The organism is Bifidobacterium sp. N5G01, assembly GCF_002742425.1.
GTDB classification, from domain to species: Bacteria; Actinomycetota; Actinomycetes; order Actinomycetales; family Bifidobacteriaceae; genus Bifidobacterium; species Bifidobacterium hominis.
Genome location: NZ_NJNP01000002.1, coordinates 253,911 through 273,851, shown reverse-complemented (window position 1 = coordinate 273,851; position 19,941 = coordinate 253,911). Strand labels below are relative to the sequence as shown.

14 protein-coding genes and 1 pseudogene are annotated in these 19,941 nt (G+C 55.5%); 8 read left to right on the top strand and 7 right to left on the bottom strand.

The features are described 5' to 3' along the window. Nucleotides 1-86: 86 nt before the first annotated feature. Nucleotides 87-1,016, bottom strand: coding sequence for a hemagglutinin (locus CE168_RS04800; protein ID WP_099571340.1), 930 nt, complete (start codon nt 1,014-1,016; stop codon nt 87-89). A gap of 135 nt (nt 1,017-1,151) precedes the next feature. Here CE168_RS04800 and CE168_RS04795 point away from each other — a divergent pair, with 135 nt between their 5' ends. Next, on the top strand, nt 1,152-2,378 hold the full coding sequence (locus tag CE168_RS04795; protein WP_099571339.1) for an MFS transporter: 1,227 nt from the start codon (nt 1,152-1,154) through the stop codon (nt 2,376-2,378). 92 nt (nt 2,379-2,470) lie between these two features. Here the strand turns inward: CE168_RS04795 and CE168_RS04790 are convergent. Continuing rightward, nucleotides 2,471-2,722 (bottom strand): annotated as a pseudogene (locus CE168_RS04790) (ABC transporter ATP-binding protein); the annotation flags it as partial. Nucleotides 2,723-2,819: 97 nt separating this feature from the next. Here CE168_RS04790 and CE168_RS09010 point away from each other — a divergent pair. The 3 genes from CE168_RS09010 (at nt 2,820) to CE168_RS04775 (ending at nt 5,731) form a co-directional block, all read left to right on the top strand. Next, entirely contained in the window at nt 2,820-3,476 is a 657-nt protein-coding gene (locus CE168_RS09010; protein ID WP_180753703.1) for a hypothetical protein, read from the top strand. A 143-nt stretch (nt 3,477-3,619) separates the two neighbouring features. Next, nucleotides 3,620-4,648, top strand: a complete 1,029-nt coding sequence (locus CE168_RS04780) for a hypothetical protein (RefSeq protein WP_236824324.1) — start codon at nt 3,620-3,622, stop codon at nt 4,646-4,648. Nucleotides 4,649-4,654: 6 nt separating this feature from the next. Beyond that, nucleotides 4,655-5,731, top strand: a complete 1,077-nt coding sequence (locus CE168_RS04775; RefSeq protein WP_099571337.1) for a hypothetical protein — start codon at nt 4,655-4,657, stop codon at nt 5,729-5,731. 108 nt (nt 5,732-5,839) lie between these two features. Here CE168_RS04775 and hrpA read toward each other — a convergent pair whose 3' ends face one another. Continuing rightward, on the bottom strand, nt 5,840-9,940 hold the full coding sequence (gene hrpA, locus CE168_RS04770; RefSeq protein WP_099571336.1) for an ATP-dependent RNA helicase HrpA: 4,101 nt from the start codon (nt 9,938-9,940) through the stop codon (nt 5,840-5,842). Then, nucleotides 9,937-10,548, bottom strand: coding sequence for a class I SAM-dependent methyltransferase (locus CE168_RS04765; RefSeq protein ID WP_180753395.1), 612 nt, complete (start codon nt 10,546-10,548; stop codon nt 9,937-9,939). Before CE168_RS04765 ends, hrpA begins: the two co-directional genes overlap by 4 nt. Before the next feature lie 161 nt (nt 10,549-10,709). Between CE168_RS04765 and hflX the strand changes: the two genes are divergently transcribed. The 3 genes from hflX to CE168_RS04750 all read left to right on the top strand — a co-directional run bounded on the left by hflX (nt 10,710) and on the right by CE168_RS04750 (nt 14,545). Continuing rightward, nucleotides 10,710-12,170 (top strand): GTPase HflX, encoded by a 1,461-nt coding sequence (gene hflX, locus CE168_RS04760; protein WP_099571334.1) that lies wholly within the window; start codon nt 10,710-10,712, stop codon nt 12,168-12,170. Nucleotides 12,171-12,372: 202 nt separating this feature from the next. Continuing rightward, nucleotides 12,373-13,335 carry an L-lactate dehydrogenase gene (locus tag CE168_RS04755; protein WP_099571333.1) on the top strand — a complete coding sequence of 321 codons (963 nt, stop codon included), beginning with the start codon at nt 12,373-12,375 and terminating at the stop codon, nt 13,333-13,335. A gap of 274 nt (nt 13,336-13,609) precedes the next feature. Continuing rightward, the gene (locus CE168_RS04750; protein WP_099571332.1) at nt 13,610-14,545 is read left to right on the top strand and encodes a cation diffusion facilitator family transporter; all 936 of its coding nucleotides are present in this window, start codon (nt 13,610-13,612) and stop codon (nt 14,543-14,545) included. A gap of 112 nt (nt 14,546-14,657) precedes the next feature. Here CE168_RS04750 and lexA read toward each other — a convergent pair whose 3' ends face one another. Beyond that, nucleotides 14,658-15,371 (bottom strand): transcriptional repressor LexA, encoded by a 714-nt coding sequence (gene lexA / locus CE168_RS04745; RefSeq protein WP_099571331.1) that lies wholly within the window; start codon nt 15,369-15,371, stop codon nt 14,658-14,660. Between the two features lie 293 nt (nt 15,372-15,664). Here lexA and nrdR point away from each other — a divergent pair, with 293 nt between their 5' ends. Continuing rightward, nucleotides 15,665-16,117 (top strand): transcriptional regulator NrdR, encoded by a 453-nt coding sequence (gene nrdR, locus CE168_RS04740; RefSeq protein ID WP_033500596.1) that lies wholly within the window; start codon nt 15,665-15,667, stop codon nt 16,115-16,117. A 183-nt stretch (nt 16,118-16,300) separates the two neighbouring features. Here the strand turns inward: nrdR and serA are convergent, their stop codons facing one another. Together serA and CE168_RS04730 are read right to left on the bottom strand one after the other, a co-directional pair. Further along, nucleotides 16,301-17,500 carry a phosphoglycerate dehydrogenase gene (serA, locus tag CE168_RS04735; protein ID WP_099571330.1) on the bottom strand — a complete coding sequence of 400 codons (1,200 nt, stop codon included), beginning with the start codon at nt 17,498-17,500 and terminating at the stop codon, nt 16,301-16,303. Nucleotides 17,501-17,510: 10 nt separating this feature from the next. Beyond that, entirely contained in the window at nt 17,511-19,790 is a 2,280-nt protein-coding gene (locus CE168_RS04730) for a HelD family protein (RefSeq protein ID WP_099571329.1), read from the bottom strand. Nucleotides 19,791-19,941 lie beyond the last annotated feature (151 nt).

Genomic DNA, 19,941 nt, shown 5'->3' with positions numbered 1-19,941 from the left:
AAAAACCCGCTGTAGTGATCGAAAATGATCACACAGCGGGTTTTCGTATGCCTGAAAATTTGTATTTACGTATCTACAATTGCTGATTAGCTTCGAGGAGAGCCGAACATCGAATTGTAGATGATTGCGAAATTACGATTGCCGTAAGTCGAACAGGCGTCGCCTTCGCCGACTCCCGCATCCAATGCGGCTGCATTCGGCTGATAAGGCGTGTAAATGTACAGCAGTGCGGTCGCCTTGTTTTCGATGTACACGTTGCTGCCACCGCAGCTGGCGTCCGGATTGTATTGAATATAGTTGAGCGTGCCCGCATGGTATCCGTAGCGATCCTCATGTTGCACGTAATACTGGTAGCGTTTTGCCGCGCCATACACCTGTTTGAAGAAACCTGCATATTCCGGGTCACAGTTCGCGTCGTCCGGGCAGCTTAATCCCATGGCCGACTTGAATTGGAAGTCGCTTGGATCGGTGGCGGTAAGCAGATGCTGTTCCTTTTGCAGCACGGTGAGCAACACTTTTTGACTGATGCCGCACGCCTTTCCCGACTTGTAGATGATCGCCGCGGCGCTTTCGTTCGACCTTCCCTCATATGCTTCGCAGTATTCGTTGGCAGGCTGCGATTCGGTGCTAAACGTCATGGATTTCAAGCATTTCTCGCCGTTGCATGCGGCGCCCTGCTCTTCGATGATGGCGTTCACCTGCTGCTCGCTCAGCGCGTTCCCGTTAAAGAACAGACCATCTGAAATGATGTTGCCCGGATTGAAATCGTATTTCGTCTGCAATTGTTCCTGCGAGGCGACCGCTTCGTCCACTTGCACACGCCAACCGATGAATCGCACCAATCCAATGATCAACGCGAGCGCGGCGATAATGGCTACGGTTGTTTCGCCGACTATGAGGATGCGCTTTTTGGTGTTTGCTTTTTTCCAGACGTTACGGAGTTTGGCGAAGCTTGGCTGGTTGTTTTTCTTGGGTTTGCGGTTGTTTTTTGCTGTGGTGGTTGTTTTGCGTGTCATCGCGCATCATTGTATCGCGTTTGGCTTATCGTTTGTTTGACGATTGATTCGTCAAACGATTGACGTGAGAAGATTCAAGGAAAATGTGAGTCTGGCAAGGCGTGGGGAGCGTGAGGGGTCATGGAGGAGAAGAGTATGGCTAAGAGTGATGTGGCGAAGGAACGGTTTTTCAATCTGCCTGTGATTGTGCTGATCTCGCTGAGTTTCATGTTGGGTATGAGCGAGTTCATTGTCGTTGGCATTCTGCCGGATATCGCGGCCGGTTTGAAGGTGTCGGAGGTGACGGTCGGCAATCTTGTGTCGCTGTTCGCGTTCGTGTATGCGCCGGTCACGCCGCTCGGATCGGCGTTGTCGGCTCGTTTTCCGCGTTTTGCCACGCATCTGACGCTGGTTGGGGTGTTCCTTATTGGCAACGTGTTGTGCGCGTTCGCGCCGAATTATGGCGTGCTCGTGGTGGCGCGAATCCTTATCGCATTGGTATCTGGCACGCTGGTGGCTATCGCCATGACGTACGCGCCCGATGTAACAACTGAACAGTACCGCACGAAGTTCATCGCATGGGTGTTCTCCGGCTTCTCCATCGCATCCGTGGTGGGTGTGCCGGTTGGCACGTGGGTTGCGAACACGTTCGGCTGGCGTTGGGCGTTCCATTTGGTGAACGTGCTTACGGTGGCGCTTATTGTGCTCATGGTGATGGTGCTGCCGCGCAACAGCCATATTGTGAAGATTGGTTTTCTGCCGCAATTCCGCCTGTTTTTCGACCGTCGTATTCAGCTGGGCGTGCTTGACGTGGTGTTTGGCGCGGCGGCAACTTACGTGTTCTACACGTATCTGACGCCGATCATGCGAGACGAAGTGCATGTTCCCGAACAGTATTTAAGCGTCGGCCTGGTGATTTTCGGCGCGGCCTGCCTGTGGAGCAACCTGTATGGCGGCAAGCTTGCCGACCGTGGCAGGGGAGTGGAACCGCTGACGCATATTCGTCCGATCTACTGCGCGCACGCCGTGCTTATGGCATCGTTGATCGTAGCGCATTGGGTGCCTGTGTATGGTGCGTTGCTGCTGGTGGTGCTTGGCATGTTCATGTATCTGCAGAATTCCGCCTCGCAGGTGCTGTATATGGATGTTGCCTCGCAGTCGCATCCGGGATCGTTGAATCTGGCCGCGTCGCTCAATTCCATGTCGTTCAATATCGGCATTGCGGTCGGCTCCGCGGTTGGCGGACTGGTCAACACCCATTTGGGATTGATGTGGCTTGGCCCTGTGGGCGCGATCTTCCTACTGTGTGCGGTTGGCACCACAACCCTGCTGCTTCCGTTCGTAGCTCGAGAACGCGATTTCTACGCCAAACAGCAAGCCTGATGGCATTTGGTTGTGGTTTGAACGACCGGTTTTTGAAAGCGGCAAAGTTATAGAAGTTTTTATCTGCCATTCGTTGAGATTGCGGAAAACGATTAGGGGACTGCGATGTTGGCGAGTTGGGCAGTAGATCCGCCGACTTGCGGAGCGTAGTCGGCTAGGTCGATTACGCGGTCGCATGCGTTCCGCGTGTCCGGATCATGGGTTGCTACCAGCACGATCATGCCCTGACCGGCCAGATTGCCGAGCACATGGCTTACGGAATGCGATGTACGCGTATCCAACTGGGCGGTCGGCTCATCAACCAGCAGCATGTTCGGCCTGGAACATACCGCACGCGCGAGCAATCATACTGATAGCGCCAGAGTGTGGGGCTGATGGCAGATGCCGCATCGATTTCGGATTATTCCTCTAATTAGCGTAGTTGGCTTGACGTTGTCATTGATGTCTTGCGCGTCTATCGTAGATGGACAAAAAGGTGAGGAAGTTGAAGCTTCGTCTTCTGCTGCGCAGTCGGGAGCTGCACAGCAGGGGTCAACCAGCGGACAGAAGTTGGCGGCGTCGTTGAGTGAATGGATTGAACAGCGGGAATCGCAAGGTAATATCGCTGAATCGCAGAAAACGATATTGGACAAAGTCAAGAGTACGGGTGAGATTTCAACGTCGGATTATGAGAAAGCCTGGTCCGATTACCGGCAATGCATGATCGACAAAGGATATAAGGAAATCAAACTCATCAAATATCCGAGTGGACTCTATGCCGAAGCTGGACACAAACAGGGAACGACCATTCAGGAATCCCGATATTCCGATGATTCCACGGAATGCGGCGATGAGTATGTTGCAGATGTGCAAGATGTGTACGGCATTATCGTAGGCAATCCGAATCTGTATGCCGATCAAGCGCAAGCCGTGGTCGATTGTTTGCATAGAGACTCGTTCGTGCCGAAGGACTATACCGTAAGCCGGTTCAACAAGGAGTTTTCCGGAACGGATGGCAACACTTCGTTTGACATGCAGAACCTGCAAGTGCGCAGTTGCCTTGTGTCGAACGGCTACAACGTGGGATATGCGACCGACGATACGGAACAGTTGTGGTGAGAAGGTAAGTGATTCCAGGGGAATCATGGTGATGTGTTCGCTGATGGTGCTTGTTGGCTGTGAGTGAATGGGTATATGTGAGTATGACGCGACGATTCGGAATGAAACAAAGGACGGGCGGTAAGCGTTCGAAGTGCACTGCTGTGACTTGGACTCTGCTGGCGGCTGTCACGGCAGCTTGTATTGCGGTCGGATCCTGCGCATTGTGGCTGCCTGACCGCACTCCGGCATTGCTCAGTTCGGCGGGGGAAAAGGCTGTGGCTCCCGCCAGCGTACAGGAATACGCGGGCATGCAGCAGGTTACTGTGGTGCCCACCATTTCCAGTGACCGTGATCTTTCCGGCAATGCGAGTGGCATGGTCACCGCGGACTGGTCCGGCGACGGCTTGATCTCAGGCAAAGGCGCCTACCAGGTGAACGATCGCACGGTAGTGGCGTTGAACACCGCAACCCCCTTGTATCGCGGTCTGAAGACCGGAGACACCGGCGGCGATGTGCTCGCCCTGAATAATGAACTCAACTTACTTGGCTACAACAGCGTTCCCGGATCGGATACCTACGGGTGGGCCACATCGGACGGGTGGAAGCAGTTGATGGCCGACAACGGTAATACGTCGGACGGATCATTGTCATTGGCCGACACATTGTGGATTCCCGAACACGAAGTCGCAGTTGCCGAGTGGAACGCAACCGCCGGATCCATGGTGACGGGCGGCACCGCAATCGGCAAAATCCCCGGATCATTGACGAAACTCACCATCAAAAACGGCACTGCATCCGCGCAGGACCGTTCGTTGACGATATTCGGCATTACGGGAACATTGCCAGCTCATGCCACTGAAATCACGGATGCCGGGTTCCTGCAACAAGTCGAAGCGAACGACAGCTACCAATCCGTGGATGTGGAATCCAAAAAAGCGGGATTGGACGCCACTCTGGCCTTGAGCGAACGGATGCGAGTGCTGCGAGTTCCCGCCGGCGCGGTATTCGGCATCAACGGTTCAACCGGCTGCATCGTGCCCAAATCCAACAACCATGGCAACACTCCCGTGAAAGTGTCGATCGTGGGAGGCGAACTTGGCGTGAGCCTCGTGCAAGCCAACAGCGAAGACATCGCTTCGATCTCCAATGTGGAAATCGGCAGCGGACTTGACAATCTCACCTGCGAGTAGACGATTATGCGATTACGATCGGTACTTTCCGAAGCGTTACGCAATATTGGCGCGGGAGTGAGTCATGCGATGCTCATGTTCGCAGCGGTATTGTTTGCGTCTACATTGCTCGGCGGATATGAGGCTGTCAATGTGGTGGGGCTCGAAACCGAGGCGGTACAACGTATCAACGCCTATGCCGACGTTAACGCCATCGTCGGGGGAACGGTGGACGGAGCCGCATGCGACAGGCTCGCCAACGCTGGCGGCGGTGTGATGAGCACCTTGGCCGGTGCGATGCGTGCTGGTCAACAGATTGTACCGCTTGCCACGCCTGGCAAGGATATATCGTCGTATGAAGTGACGCCCGGCATGATCAGGATGATCGCCGGGAGCACGAAGTCCGATGTGTCCGGCGTGTGGGTATCTACCGACGTGGCCGAGGATTTTGGTCTCACCAAAGGCAGCGTAATGCAGACCGAACAGGGAACGATGAGCGTCGCAGGCGTGTTTGATTGGCCGAACGATAGTCGTGACACGCGATTCGCCTACGCGTTCCTTGTGCCTGTATCCGCGTCGAATGGCACATTCGACGAATGTTGGGTCAGACAGTGGCCGCAAAGCGGGCAGACGGGGGATTTGTTATATTCCACGCTGGTCGCGTCGGGGTCGTCATCCAATGCCGGCGTGACGCAGGTGAATAAGAGTTTCGATTCGCATTACGATGCGCAGGTTTCGTACGGGCAGCGTATGACCCGTTGGATGCCGTGGCTGGGATTGGCTGTGGGGCTGATGTTCGGCGCGTTCAGCGTACGTCATCGTAGATTGGAATATGCTGGTGCGTTGCATTCAGGGCAGTCCAAAGGTGCGCAATTGCTGGAAATCACTATGGAAACGTTGATTTGGAGCGGTTTGGCGTGTGTCTCTTCGGCCGCGCTGCTGGGCGCGTATTGCGTTCGTATGAGCAGTGCCGATGTGATGACCGTATGGTTGGGGGCGATGCGCACGTCATGTGCGATATTCGCTGGAGTGATGGTATCAAGCGTGCTCGTCGGTATAACGATACGTGAAACGCAGTTGTTCTGTTTCTTCAAGCAACGCTAAACATCGCTAACCATGGTTCGATTGAGGATGATTTCATTAGGTTCCATTGCCGTCGATACTGGAAAACTGCAAGTATCGACGGCAATGGAATGCGAAAGATGATATGCGTTAGCTCAACGCTTTCTTGATGCGCTGCAGGCTGATCGGCTTCGGCGTGCCGAGTTCCTGCGCCCACAGTGATACGTAGAATTCCTCAAGCATCCAACGTGCGGTGACCGCCTGCTTCATCAACGCCTCATGACGCGGGCCTGCAGGCTCACGCTCGGCCTTCGCCATGGCCTTGTCAGCCAACTGCTTGGCCTCATCAGCTTCCCAAGCCCAACGCACATCACGATTCTTGTCGTTCTTCGCCTTACCCAAACGAAGCACGTCGGCATGCAGATACCGTTCAATCGACGCCAACGCATCCGGAGGGGTCTTGCCAATGAATCCCGGATACACCAGCGTGGCGATATGCTCACGAATCGACTGCAAAACGCTCAACATCGGCAGATCAGCCTTGCCTGACACGGCCTTATCAACCTCCGCATACCGCTTCAAAATAGCAATCACATCATGCGCAACCGCATACACGGTATCTTCGAACACTTCACGCACATCAAGCACCGCATTCGCCAACGCCTCATCATCCGGCAATTCATCAACATTCGGCAGCAAACGCTTCACCGCAGCCAACTGCAGATCCTCAGTAAGATCCTTCGTGGACTGATATGGTGCGGACGCCAACATCAACGCCTCCGCACCCAACCAACGCGACGAAATACGTTCGCTGGGCATACGCAAAACATCAAGCGCACCGCGCCACAGCATGGTGGAACGGGCTTCAGTAGTGGCACCAGCCTTATGCAGCAGATTGGCCTGCTCCACAAGCTTGCCTTGGTTTCCGGCATTCTCCGCCTGCTTCTTCACCATCTGGCGTGCGGAAGCCTCGGCCTGCTCCGCAAACTTGCGCTGCAACTCCACCAACGATTTGCCCGTGCCAAGCACCTTGACCGGACCTCGCGCATGCCGCCTGCCATGCTGACTCTTACGACTCGGAGGCAACTGCTGCTCCACCGAGAACGTCACGCGCAAATACGGTGTGAGCTTGCTCCACAATTCACCAGTCAACACTTCAGGGTGAATCTGCGCGCCGACAATGCTGATGGCCGCCTGCGTAAACACATGCGGCAAATCCGGCCACGTGCTCACACCCTCCGCATTGGCAGGAGCAAGATTCGGTTTCTGCTGGCTACCAGAACCAGGCAGATCCGGATATCTCTCATCAATCCACGCACGAATCTTACGAGCCGTATCAGGAGCGGGAACAAACTGCACACGCAGCGTCTTCGGCAACGACTTGATCATGCCGACAATCAACTCATCCAACAATCCGGGAACATTCCACGTGAACTGCTCCGGTGTCAAACGAGACAACACCTTCAACGGCACATGCACAGTCACGCCATCATGCGGATCATGCGGGTCATACACATAACTCAACCGCAAATCGATAGGGGAGCCGTCCGTGCCCAACGTATGCCAATGATCTGGATAGTCAGCCAACGACACCGACTCGGCATCAGCAAGACGCTCCACCTTTTCCGGATCAAAATCCAACAAATCCGGCTGCTCGTCATGCTTCGACTTCCACCATTTCGCAAGATCGGCAACCGACGTGACAGTATTGGGAATCACCGAATTATAGAAATCGAACAGGTCCTCGTCGCTGACTGTCTGCGCCATTTGACGTGTACGACTCGCATCGTCTGCGGCATCCTCCAGCACGTCACGATTCTTCGCAATGAAATCGTCATACGAGAACCGCTGCTGAATATCTCCTTCGACCAAACCCTGACGAATCAGAAAATCACGGGCCTCCAGCGGGTTGATACGACCCCACTGCACCGTACGATTCTGCACGATCGGCAGACCATACAACAGCACTTTCGCGCTCGCCACCGCGGAACCACGCGAACCAGACCAATGCGGATCCGCATACGTGGTTCGCGTCAACGAACCCGCCAACGGTTCAGCCCAAGCCGGATCGATCTCGGCGGAATATCGCGCCCACAAGCGGCTCGTCTCCACCAACTCCGTGCTCATCACCCATTGCGGCGTCGACTTGGCAACCGCGGAAGCCGGGAACAACGCGAAATGCGTGCCACGCGCACCCTGATAATCATTCTTCGCCATCTTCTGCGCACGTTTCATGGCACGTGCACGGGCGGCACCCTTCAAACCAGCGAAATCAGACGCCTTCGGCTCGCGCACGATCTGCATGCCCATCATCGACAACAAGCCCGAAAGCATCGACGTATGAATACCCTGCGCATCCCACGAACAACACAGCGAATGCGCAGCCTGCTGGTTCAACGGAAGCTGACGAATCTCAAGCGGTGGACGTGAAACCGGAATCGGATCACCAACCTTGAACTTGAATTCCTTGCACATCTCACGCAACTGCGTGACCAGATCCTTCCACTGACGAATGCGCAGCCAACTCAAATATTCAGTCTTGCAAATCTTACGAAGCGCGGAATTACTGGGCTCACCGTCAGCCTGAAACACACGATCCCACAAGTTCAACGCGGTCAGAAAATCACTGGACGAATCGGCATACCGGTTATGAATACGGTCGGCCTCCTCACGATTCTCATCCGGGCGCTCGCGAGGATCCTGCAAACTCAGAAACGCTACCACCACCAGCACCGCGGCCAACGTGTTCGGCGTAGTCGACTTTGCAGCCTCGATAACCATACGGCCCAAACGCACGTCGATCGGAATGCGCGCGAGCATACGGCCCGTGTGCGTCAGCACAACCTCGCCATGCTTACGCGCCACAGCCTTCAATTCGGTCAACTCATTGAAACCATCAGACACCGCCTTCATATCAGGCGGATCGATAAAGCCGAAATCCGTAACATCCTGCGCGGTACGAGCCACACCCACCGATAGCATATGCAACACAACCGCACCCAACGACGTGCGCAGAATCTCAGGCTCCGTGAACTCCGGACGCGTCTCAAAATCCTCACGAGAATACAAGCGAATCGCAATACCATCGGCAATACGGCCGCAACGGCCCGAACGCTGATTCGCACTCGCCTGACTGATCGGCTCAACCGGAAGCCTCTGTACCTTCGCACTCTTCGAATAACGCGAAATACGGGCGGTACCAGGATCAACCACATAACGAATGCCCGGTACCGTCAACGACGTTTCAGCCACATTCGTAGCGATCACAATACGCTGATGATCATGCGGCTCAAACACACGATGCTGCTCCTTGGCAGACAATCGTGCGAACAAGGGCACAATCTCAATCGCATCAGGACGACGCATATCAACAGCACGCGGGCCATAATGATGACGCAACGCATTCTCAAAATCATGAATATCGCGCTCGCCGGAAGCGAACACGAGAATATCGCGCGGTCCACGGTCATGACTCGAATGAATCACCAATTCGGCACAGGCGCGTGCCACAGCCGTCGGCATATCAACATTCGGCTCGCGAGAATCCTTCGCATCGGGGGCGGCAGACAATGCTTCATAGTCAGCATCGCCCGGCATCGCGCCAGTTTCAAAACCAGGCACGGAACGCATCAACGCGGGAGCGGTACCCAACGGCTCATACACGACCTGCACGGGGTAGGTGCGCCCAGAAACCTCGATAACCGGTACTTTCGTATGCAAAGCATGTTCGAAATGCTCTTGGAACTTCACCGAATCAATCGTCGCCGACGTGATCACCAATTTCAGATCACGACGTTTCGGCAACAGTGCAGTCAAATATCCAAGAAGAAAATCAATATTGAGACTACGTTCATGCGCTTCGTCAATAACGATCGTATCGTATTGCATCAGCTTCGGATCACGTTGAATCTGCGCCAGCAGAATACCGTCCGTCACCACACGAAGACGAGTCTTCGGCGAACTTTCATCGGTGAAACGCACCTGATAGCCGACCTCGTCACCCAGACGCACGCCCATCTCCGCGGCGATACGTTCGGCTACGGTACGCGCGGCCAGCCTACGCGGCTGCGTGTGCACGATCTGCCTGCCATGCGATCCGCGACCCAATTCCAACAGAATCTTCGGCAGCTGCGTGGTCTTACCGGAACCAGTCTGACCGGAAACAATCACCACCTGGCTCGACTTCACCGCCTCGGCAATATCGCCGCGCGCAGCAGAAACCGGCAGTTGGGAAGGATATTCGAATTTCATGCCTTCATAACCTCGATAACGCGGAAGCCCTTCGAACTCGCGTATTTACTTACCTCATAACCATCGCCAAGCTGCGTGGCAAGCCACGGAATCAACGAATCCGACCCCAGATTCTTCTGCACCACCAAATAGGCGGCACCACCCGCATTCAGACGCGGCAGCCATGTCATCAGCAGCTTATGCAGCACATCCTTGCCGACACGAATCGGCGGATTCGACCAAATCAAGTCAAACGTCACATCCGAAGGAATCTCATCGGCGGTGACCGCACGAATGTTCCCCACACCATTGAGCTCGGCATTGCGACGCGTCAGATCCAACGCGCGTTCATTCACGTCCAACGCCCAAATATCAGCCTTCGGCGAAGCAAAACCAAGTGTCAACGCAATCGGACCCCAACCGCAACCCAGATCAAGGAACGTACCCTCCTCAGGAGGCTCCGGAGCCTGACGAAGCAGCACGGACGTTCCCAAATCCACGCGATTGCCGGAAAACACGCCATTGGAAACCTCAACATCGGCCTCGTTGCCTCGCAACACAACATGCAGCCTCTTACGTACATCCTTCGACTGCGGATCAGCCGCGAAATACTGTTCGGCCTGTGCCATACCCACTCCTTGCAAACGCTCGCCTCCGGTATCACGCAAGCCACGCTCATCCACGTGGCGAATGCCCGATACCCATGTCTCTAGAGAATGATGATAATAAAGACACCATAGTTTAACCGTGAGAGGTGCCATTGAGCCAAGAAAACGACATCGAGCATAGCATGAGTGCCAACGACGTGTCAGGCGTGCTCGCAGACCAGTCCGAAGTGCTGCTTGATACCAACGGCGAAAACCATTTCAACGAATCCCATGACGAACAATGGCAGGAACGAGAATCCCGCAATGCGTTGAAGCATGTGTCCGGACTCGGCGAAATGCAAGACGTCACCGAAGTTGAATACCGAAAAGTCCGCCTTGAACGCGTCGTGCTCGTCGGCGTATGGTCAAGCCGTGAAACCACACAGGCACAGGCCGAAGAATCATTGCGAGAACTTGCCGCGCTTGCCGAAACCGCCGGCGCCGTGGTATGCGACGGCCTGCTGCAGCATCGTATCAAGCCGGACGCAGCTACATACGTTGGCTCCGGCAAAGCCCGCGAACTCGCCGGAATCGTGGCGCAAGAGGAAGCCGACACCATCGTTGTGGACGATGACCTGCCGCCAAGTCAACGCCGCGCCTTGGAAGACGCCACCAAAGTAAAAGTCGTCGACCGCACCGCCGTGATCCTTGACATTTTCGCCCAACACGCAACCTCACGCGAAGGCAAAGCCCAAGTGGAACTGGCGCAACTCCAGTACATGCTGCCACGACTGCGAGGCTGGGGTGGATCACTGTCGCGACAGGCAGGCGGCCGAGCCGCAGGCGACGCAGGCATCGGCTCGCGAGGACCAGGCGAAACGAAAATCGAAATGGACCGCCGCGTGATTCGCAGTCGAATCGCCAAACTCCGCAAACAGATCGAACAGATGGCTCCCGCGCGTGACGTCAAACGTGGCGCTCGCCGTCGTTTCGGATTGCCGACCGTTGCCGTGGTGGGATATACGAATGCGGGCAAATCGTCGTTGACAAATCGGCTGACCGGTTCCGCGGAACTGGTGGAGAATGCGTTGTTCGCCACACTGGACACCGCAGTGCGCAGGGCGCGCGCCAAAGATGGACGTCAATATGCGTACGTCGATACTGTCGGGTTCGTGCGTCGCCTGCCTACGCAGCTGATTGAAGCGTTCAAGTCCACGTTGGAGGAGGTCGCCGAAGCCGATCTGATTGTGCATGTGGTGGACGGGTCGCATCCGGATCCATTCTCGCAAATCGATGCGGTCGACGATGTGCTTGCCGACATCGATGGCGTTGAAACCATTCCCACGATCATCGTGTTCAACAAGGCCGACCGTATGGATGAGGCTGCACGCGAGCGTATCGAGGCGTTGATGCCGGAAGCGTACATCGTGTCGGCGTTTTCCGGCGAAGGTGTCGATGAGCTGCGTATGCAGGTGGAGTCCATGCTGCCGATGCCGAATGTGCATGTCGAGGCGTTGCTGCCATACACTGCCGGTTCATTGGTGTCGCGCGTACGTGAATACGGCAAAGTGATCAACGTCGAATACCGTGACGACGGCATGATGCTCGCAGCGGAAGTGGACGATCATTTGGCTGCGCAAATCGTGGAACAGTCAATCGACTGAAAACCTTGCGAAACAGTGCAACGCAACGGACACAGCGTTTGTGAGCGTTCACATACTTTGTGAGGCAAATCACTTTTTCAGTGCTTGCAAGTCGTGTTACGGCATGTCAAAACGTCATGCTGTATGGATAGAGTAAAGATGAAGTTCTAAGAGAAAACCTGCTACTAGCGGGACATTCTTTTCTTATAAGAGAGGTAAGCACATGGTGGATTCACCAATCAAGCCCACAAAGCTCGCTATCATCGGTGCCGGCGCAGTCGGCTCCACTCTCGCTTTCGCTGCCGCTCAGCGTGGCGTCGCACGTGAGATCGTGCTCGAAGACATTGCCAAGGAGCGCGTCGAAGCCGAAGTGCTCGACATGCAGCACGGCTCCAGCTTCTTCCCGACCGTGTCCATCGCAGGCGCCGACGATCCGGAAATCTGCCGCGATGCCGATATGATCGTCATCACCGCAGGTCCGCGTCAGAAGCCGGGCCAGTCCCGCCTTGAACTGGTCGGTGCCACCATCAACATCCTCAAGGCCATCATTCCAGGCCTCGTGAAGGTTGCTCCGAACGCCATCTACATGCTCATCACCAACCCGGTCGACATCGCAACCCATGTTGCCCAGAAGATCTCCGGCCTGCCGGCAAACCAGGTCTTCGGCTCCGGCACCAACCTGGACTCCGCACGCTTGCGCTTCCTGATCGCCCAGCAGACCGGCGTCAACGTCAAGAACGTGCATGCCTACATCGCCGGCGAACACGGCGACTCCGAAGTGCCGCTGTGGGCCTCCGCCACCATCGGTGGCGTTCCGATGTGCGACTGGACTCCGCTGCCGGGCCACGCCCCGCTCGACGCCGAAGTCCGTGAGCAGATCCACCAGGACGTCAAGAACGCCGCCTACAAGATCATCAACGGCAAGGGCGCAACCAACTACGCCATCGGCATGTCCGGCGTCGACATCATCGAAGCCGTCATGCGCGATTCCAACCGTATCCTGCCGGTGAGCTCCATGCTCCACGACTTCCACGGCATCTCCGATGTCTGCATGTCCGTGCCGACCCTCCTCAACCGCTCCGGCGTCAACACCGCCATCAACACCCCGGTGTCTGACCGCGAGCTCGCAGCCCTTAAGCGCTCTGCAGAGACGCTGAAGGAAACTGCCGCCCAATTCGGCTTCTGATAGAAAACGCGGTAACGGAGTGCCAGCTGCGTTACATGGATTTTGACGTACTTTTGTATGTCTTCGTCATATGCGCCTTGCCGTCGCACACGTTGCCACGTTTTTTGTTTGACTTGGGTATTGACAGACGGATGATGAGTCGCTAGACTGCAAGCAGAAATAACGGAAACCCCAGCCTTTGGCTGGGGTTTCTTGCGTTTTACAAGCAATGAAAATGGTATTGAGAAACAATTTCAATAAGTTCCTCAATCAATTAGGTTGAAGGATTCCATACATGGCACACGACCACTCGCACGGAACAACAGCGAACGCAGGAGCGGAACATCAAAAACGACTCATGATGTCACTGGGGCTCACCTCGACGGTATTCATAGCGGAAGTCGCCAGCGCAATCATCACCGGATCATTGGCACTGCTCGTGGATGCAGGCCATATGCTCACCGACATGTCCGTACTCATCGCATCAACCGTCACCGCAATGCTGATGCGACGCAAACCCAGCAACAAACGCACTTGGGGATGGGCACGGCTCGAAGTGCTCACCGCGGCAGTCGGAGCCCTCATACTCCTCATCGTCGGCATCTACGCGCTCGTGGAAGCAGGCATGAGACTCTTCGGAGGGTCTGCTGACGAAATAAACGACGTGCGACTGTTGCTCTTCATGGGCATACTCGGCCTCGCTGCCAACATCGGATCAATCTTCATCCTCGCATCGCAAAGCGAAGATAACATGAACATGAAAGCGGCGTTCCTCGAAGTCATGAACGATGCCTTGGGATCCGTAGCCGTAATCGTATCGGCAATCGTACTCATCTGCACCGGCTGGTCCGGCTTTGACGCGGTTGCAGGCGGCATCATCGCGCTCATGATGATTCCACGCGCCATCAAACTCCTGCGCACCGCGGTTCGCGTGCTCTTGGAAGAAACACCCAACGGACTTGACCTTGACGAAGTAAGGACGCATTTGGAACAAGTGCCACATGTTATCGCCGTGCACGACCTTCACGCCAGCACCGTATCCACCGGCATGCCGATCCTCATGGCACATGTCGTGGTCGAACGAGACCTCACCATGAAGGAGGCCGCGGAAATACTCGCCCAACTACAGGATTGCCTACGTGAACATTTCCCCGTGTCGGTGCCACACACTACCTTCCAGCTTGAACCGGAGGGATACAGTTCGGCGAGCAAATCCGAAATGCATTCTTGACCAACGGGAAGCCTGCTGTGTCATGAAAAACCGCGCTCTTGGACATGAAAATCAAACGTTTGACTCACATCCAAGAGCGCGGTTGCGTAAAGGACAAGGTGATCCTTATGCCTCAGATTTTGCGGAGCACGGTGACCACCTTGCCCATGATCTCAGCATGCGTGCCATCAATGGGGGAGTAAGCGGGATTGTGCGGAATGAGCCAGACATGACCATGATCCTTGCGGAACGTCTTCACCGTGGCCTCGTCGTCGAGCAGTGCTGCCACAATATCCCCGTTCTCCGCGGTGTTTTGCTCGCGTACCACCACAAAATCGCCGTCGCAAATGGCCGCGTCGATCATGGAATCGCCGTGCACCTCAAGCATGAACAGATTTCCGGTACCGGTGAGTCGTTCGGGCAATCGCATCACATCATCCACATGCTGTTCGGCGGTGATGGGCACTCCCGCGGCGATGCGCCCCACCAAAGGAACATCTCGTGAGGCCATGATGGAACCGCTGGAATTTGATTGGCTTGGAAATGGAATGACCTGTGCCACCTTGCCTGACGAGGATTCATCGTCAAAGCTTACGACTTCAATCGCCCTGCCCTTGTTCGCATTCATGCGAATAAAACCCTTTTCGTCAAGTACCTGCAGCTGGTGTTTGACGGATGACGGACTTTTCAGCCCTGCAGCTTCGCCTATTTCGCGGAACGAAGGGGCGAAACCTTGTTCAGCCAGATGCTTTTTGATGGCGCCAAGCACCTTGCGCTGACGATCGGTCAGCGTGCTCTCGTCCGGATGCGCAGCATCCTTTTTGGGTGTGAATGGGACGGTGCTCACGGTGGGCTCCTTTCAGTCTCAGATAAGCATAACGTGAAACGCTGAGAAAATCAAACATCTGTTCGAGGTGTGTTTGCAATTATCGAACATATGTGCTATGTGCAGAACGTGCGTTCGATAGAACAGCTGTTTGAGAAGGGGCGGCGTGATGATTCGTGTGCGGTAAACGAGCTGTCGCGCTTGAATAATCTGGATTCTGTTTCGTTAAGAGTGGGCAAAGGCTTATCGTTCCTGACGAGGTGTAACTCACGTGGGATTGTCCTAGTTCAATGGCTCAGGCTATTCTTGACATCATGCATTGCCCTTTTTGTCAGAATCCAGATACCAAGGTGGTCGATACCCGCATCAGCGATGACGGCCACTCCATTCGCCGTAGGCGAGAGTGCCCGAAATGTTCCAAGCGTTTCACTACGCTGGAGACCACCATGCTGTTGGTGGTGAAGCGTTCCGGCAACGTCGAACAGTTCGATAGGAACAAGGTGATTTCCGGCGTTCGAAAAGCATGCCAGGGTCGCCCGATCAAGGAAGACGATTTGAAGGCGCTCGGGCAGCAGGTTGAAGAGGACCTTCGTGCTCGAGGTCTTGCCCAGGTCAAGTCTGATGAGGTCGGCAAAGCCATTTTGAAACCGTTGCGTGATCTTGACGAGGTTGCTTACATGCGTTTCGCCAGTGTGTATCAGAACTTTGAGAATCTTGGGGATTTTCAGAACGCTATCAATGAGCTGAAAGCTGACGCGCTGAAGTAGTTTGATAGTCGCTATCGAAACGTGTGGCAATGCGTTGTCTCGTTAAGGATGGACTAAGTGACGCAGAAGTTGGGCGATTACGGCATGACATGACGATTTATGCATTGTGGGGGTTCCAGCCGCTTAGGCTGGAACCCCCACAATGCATTTATGCCGTATTGACGTATGTCGTATTGCAGACCGTCAGCTGATTACACGCATACGAATCGTGCCTTCAATGGCTGCAAGCTCGTCCAAAGCCTTCTGGCTCGGGCGCTGCGCCACATCAGTGACCACATAGCCGATTTCACCTTCGGTGCCAAGCGCCTGGGCTGCGATATTGATGTTCTCTTCGCCAAGCACGTGGTTCACCTTGGCGAGGACGCCAGGCAGATTCGCATGAAGATGCGCGATACGGAAGTTCGAACGGATATCGGACAAGGTGATCTGCGGAAGATCAACCGACAACATCGTGGAACCTTTGAACCAATAATCCTCAAGACGCTGTGAAACGAACTGGCCGATGGATTTCTGCGCTTCAAGCGTGGAGCCGCCAATATGCGGGGTCAGAATCATATTGTCTTCATCCGAAAGGCTCGTCAGGAATTCATCGCCGCTTTTCTTCGGCTCGACAGGGAACACATCCACCGCAGCGCCTGAAATATGACCGGAATCCAAGTGCTTCTTCAACGCGTCCAAATCCGCCACGAAACCGCGGGACAGATTGATGAAAATCGAATCCTGCTTCATATGGGAGAACTGGTCCTCACCGAAGAAACCGGTATTGGACTTGCGGCCATCGACATGCAAGGTGACCACATCGGACTGCTCAAGCAACTCGTTCAGTGTGGAGCAACGGTGAGCATTGCCCATGGCAAGCTTCTCTTCGATGTCGTAGAACACCACACGCATGCCAAGCGCCTCGGCGATAACGGAAAGCTGGGAACCGATATTGCCGTAGCCGATGATGCCGAGCGTCTTGCCTCGCACTTCATGGGAGCCGGAAGCGGACTTATCCCACATGCCATGCTTCATGTGATGGGTGTGCGCGGGAATGCGGCGCATCAGGCAGATGATATCGCCGATGACCAGTTCCACCACGGAACGGGTGTTCGAATATGGGGCATTGAACACGGCGATGCCATGCTTGCCCGCATAGTCAAGATCGACCTGATTGGTGCCTATGCAGAAGCATCCGACCGCGGTGAGCGTCGGACGGGCATCGATGACCTTGCGGGTCACGCTGGTTTTGGATCGGATACCCAGGAGGTCAACGCCCTCCAGAGCGTCGATGAGTTCGTCTTCGTTGAGAGCGCCCTTGAGGCACTCGACTTCGAAGCCGTGGTCACGCAGCGACTGCGCCGCGTCGGGATGAATGTTTTCAAGTAACAATGCTTTAGGCATGATTCCTACCTTATAGCTTGAGCAGTTTTTCGTCAGCATTTGTCCGGACTATAAGCAGGCGTTGCGTCGGTCTGGTCATGGCGACATACAGATCGGCGGCTGCCACAATGCGCGAAGGAGCGTTCTCCTCGATGATTCCCGGCTGTACCACCATCACCGCGTCATACTCCAGTCCCTTTACCATTTGGGTGGAGCAGACGGTCACCTGCTCATCCCAGGAGCTTTGCGCATCAAGACGGTCGAATTCCTTTGTCGGCAATGTTTCACGCAACTGTTCGTACACGCGCCTACGCAGTGACTTGACCATATCATCAGGCGCAATGATGGCCACACGTCCAGTGCCGTCGGCGGATATGTACGAACGAACCAGATCGACGGTCTGCTGCGCCACGGCGTCGAAAATCAGACTTTCATCGGCCAAGGTGAGACGCTTGACCGAATCAGGCACGCCGCGAACCGCATTGACGGTGGAGATGTACAAACCTTCGGCGGCCGCGAAATCGCAGGCGAGTTGCGACACTTCCTTTGGATTACGGTAGTTGATCGTCAATTCGTTGAGCTGCCAATTGCGGGGGCCGAATAGAGGATCCATCATGCGTCGCCACGAACGAGTGCCGCCTAACGCGGACGTTTGCGCTACGTCGCCCACAATGGTAAACGAACGCGATGGGCAACGGCGGATGAGCATACGCCAATCCATGGCGGTGAGCTCCTGAGCCTCATCGACGACGATATGGCCATACGTCCATTCGCGGTCCGAGGCGGCTCGCTGCGCGGTGAGTTCGGCGTCCATACCATTGATATTGTCCACCAGCATTTGCGAGGTAACGATGCCGGACCCGATGCCAGCCTGTGCCAACGTGTCTTGTGCGAATTGCTCTTCTTCGGCGCGTTTGGCGTCCAACGCCTTTTGACGGGCGACCGCCTTCGGGTCGGGGCCAAGCAGCTCCATGGCCTCATCCAACAAGGGAACGTCGCTGACTGTGAACGGCGATCCCTTCGGGCGCGTCAGCGCTTCGATGTCTCGTTCCTCAAGCCAAGGTGCGAAACGGCGAAGCTGCTGCGGCTTGCAGAACAATTGGTCGACCAGCCATTCGCCGGTCATCGGCAGCCAGGCGAGATTCAACGTCTTACGCAGTGCGTCGTTCATGCGCAGCTGCTGCATCACATCCGTCAACTCGGCTTGTTCCGGTTCGTAATCAAGTTTGTCCACATAACGGTTGCGCATGGCGATCAGCATGCTGTGCACGAAGGTTTCGCGTGCTTTGTTGTGCTGCTGTCGCGTGCGTTTGGCATCGGTGATGGCCTGTTCAATATCCGTGCGCACGATGGGCACAGTGAATCCGTTGATACGAATCGACGGCAATTGCGAAGGAATGCGTTCCCTTGCTGCGACGGCGTTGGCGATGGCCTTGGCCATGCGTCGGTCGCCCTTGAGTTTTGCTGCGAACGGATTGTCATGCGCTGTCGCGATTACGCCGGGAATGAGATCGGCGATGGTGCGGCTGACCACTCCGGTCTCACCAAGGGAGGGAAGCACCTGGTCGATGTAATGCAGGAACGTGGAGCTCGGGCCAACCACCAGCACGCCGGAACGTTCGAGCATTCTTCGATGCGTGTAGAGCAGATATGCGGCGCGATGCAGGGCAACGGCGGTTTTGCCGGTACCCGGACCGCCCTGTACCACCACGGCCTGATTGAGGTCTGCGCGGATGATACGGTCCTGTTCGGCTTGGATGGTGGCCACGATGTCGGTCATCTTGCCGGTGCGTTTGGCGTTCAATGATGCAAGCAGCGCGCCTTCACCGGTTAGCGTGCCGTCAGAGGACGCTTGACCTACTTGGTCGGAATGCACATCGAGCACCTCATCTTCGACACCGACCACTTCACGGAAACTCAGCGTGATATGGCGACGCATTACGATATCGCCATGGTGCGAAGGCGTCGCCTCATAGAACGGGCGTGCCGCGTCGGCTCGCCAATCGGTGAGGATCGGCTCATGGTGCTCGTCGGACAATCCGATACGACCGATGTACCGGTGCGTGCCGTGAACATCATCGAGCCTGCCGAACACCAGACGGTCCTCGACCGCACGCAACTGGGTGAGACGGTCCTCGTACATGGTGGCGAAGGAGTCGCGTTCGGTGCGTTGCGTGGGCGAACCGTGCGAGCCCGCTGCCCGCACGGTGTCGAGACGGGCGCGAGCTTGAGCCCGTAGGTCGTCCAAGCGTCCATACGCGCGGCTGACGGCCTGTTGTTCTTCACGCAACTGGGCGGAATAACTCGACATCTACAATCCCTTCCTCACAAAACTTAGGCACTCCAATGTACCCCGAGGCTTCTACGAAAACATTATTGTCAAACGAAAAGCGATGTTTCTAAGGCAGGATGATGAGTGAATTTCGACGGAGTTTGTTCATTGTGGGGAGAAACGTACTTTT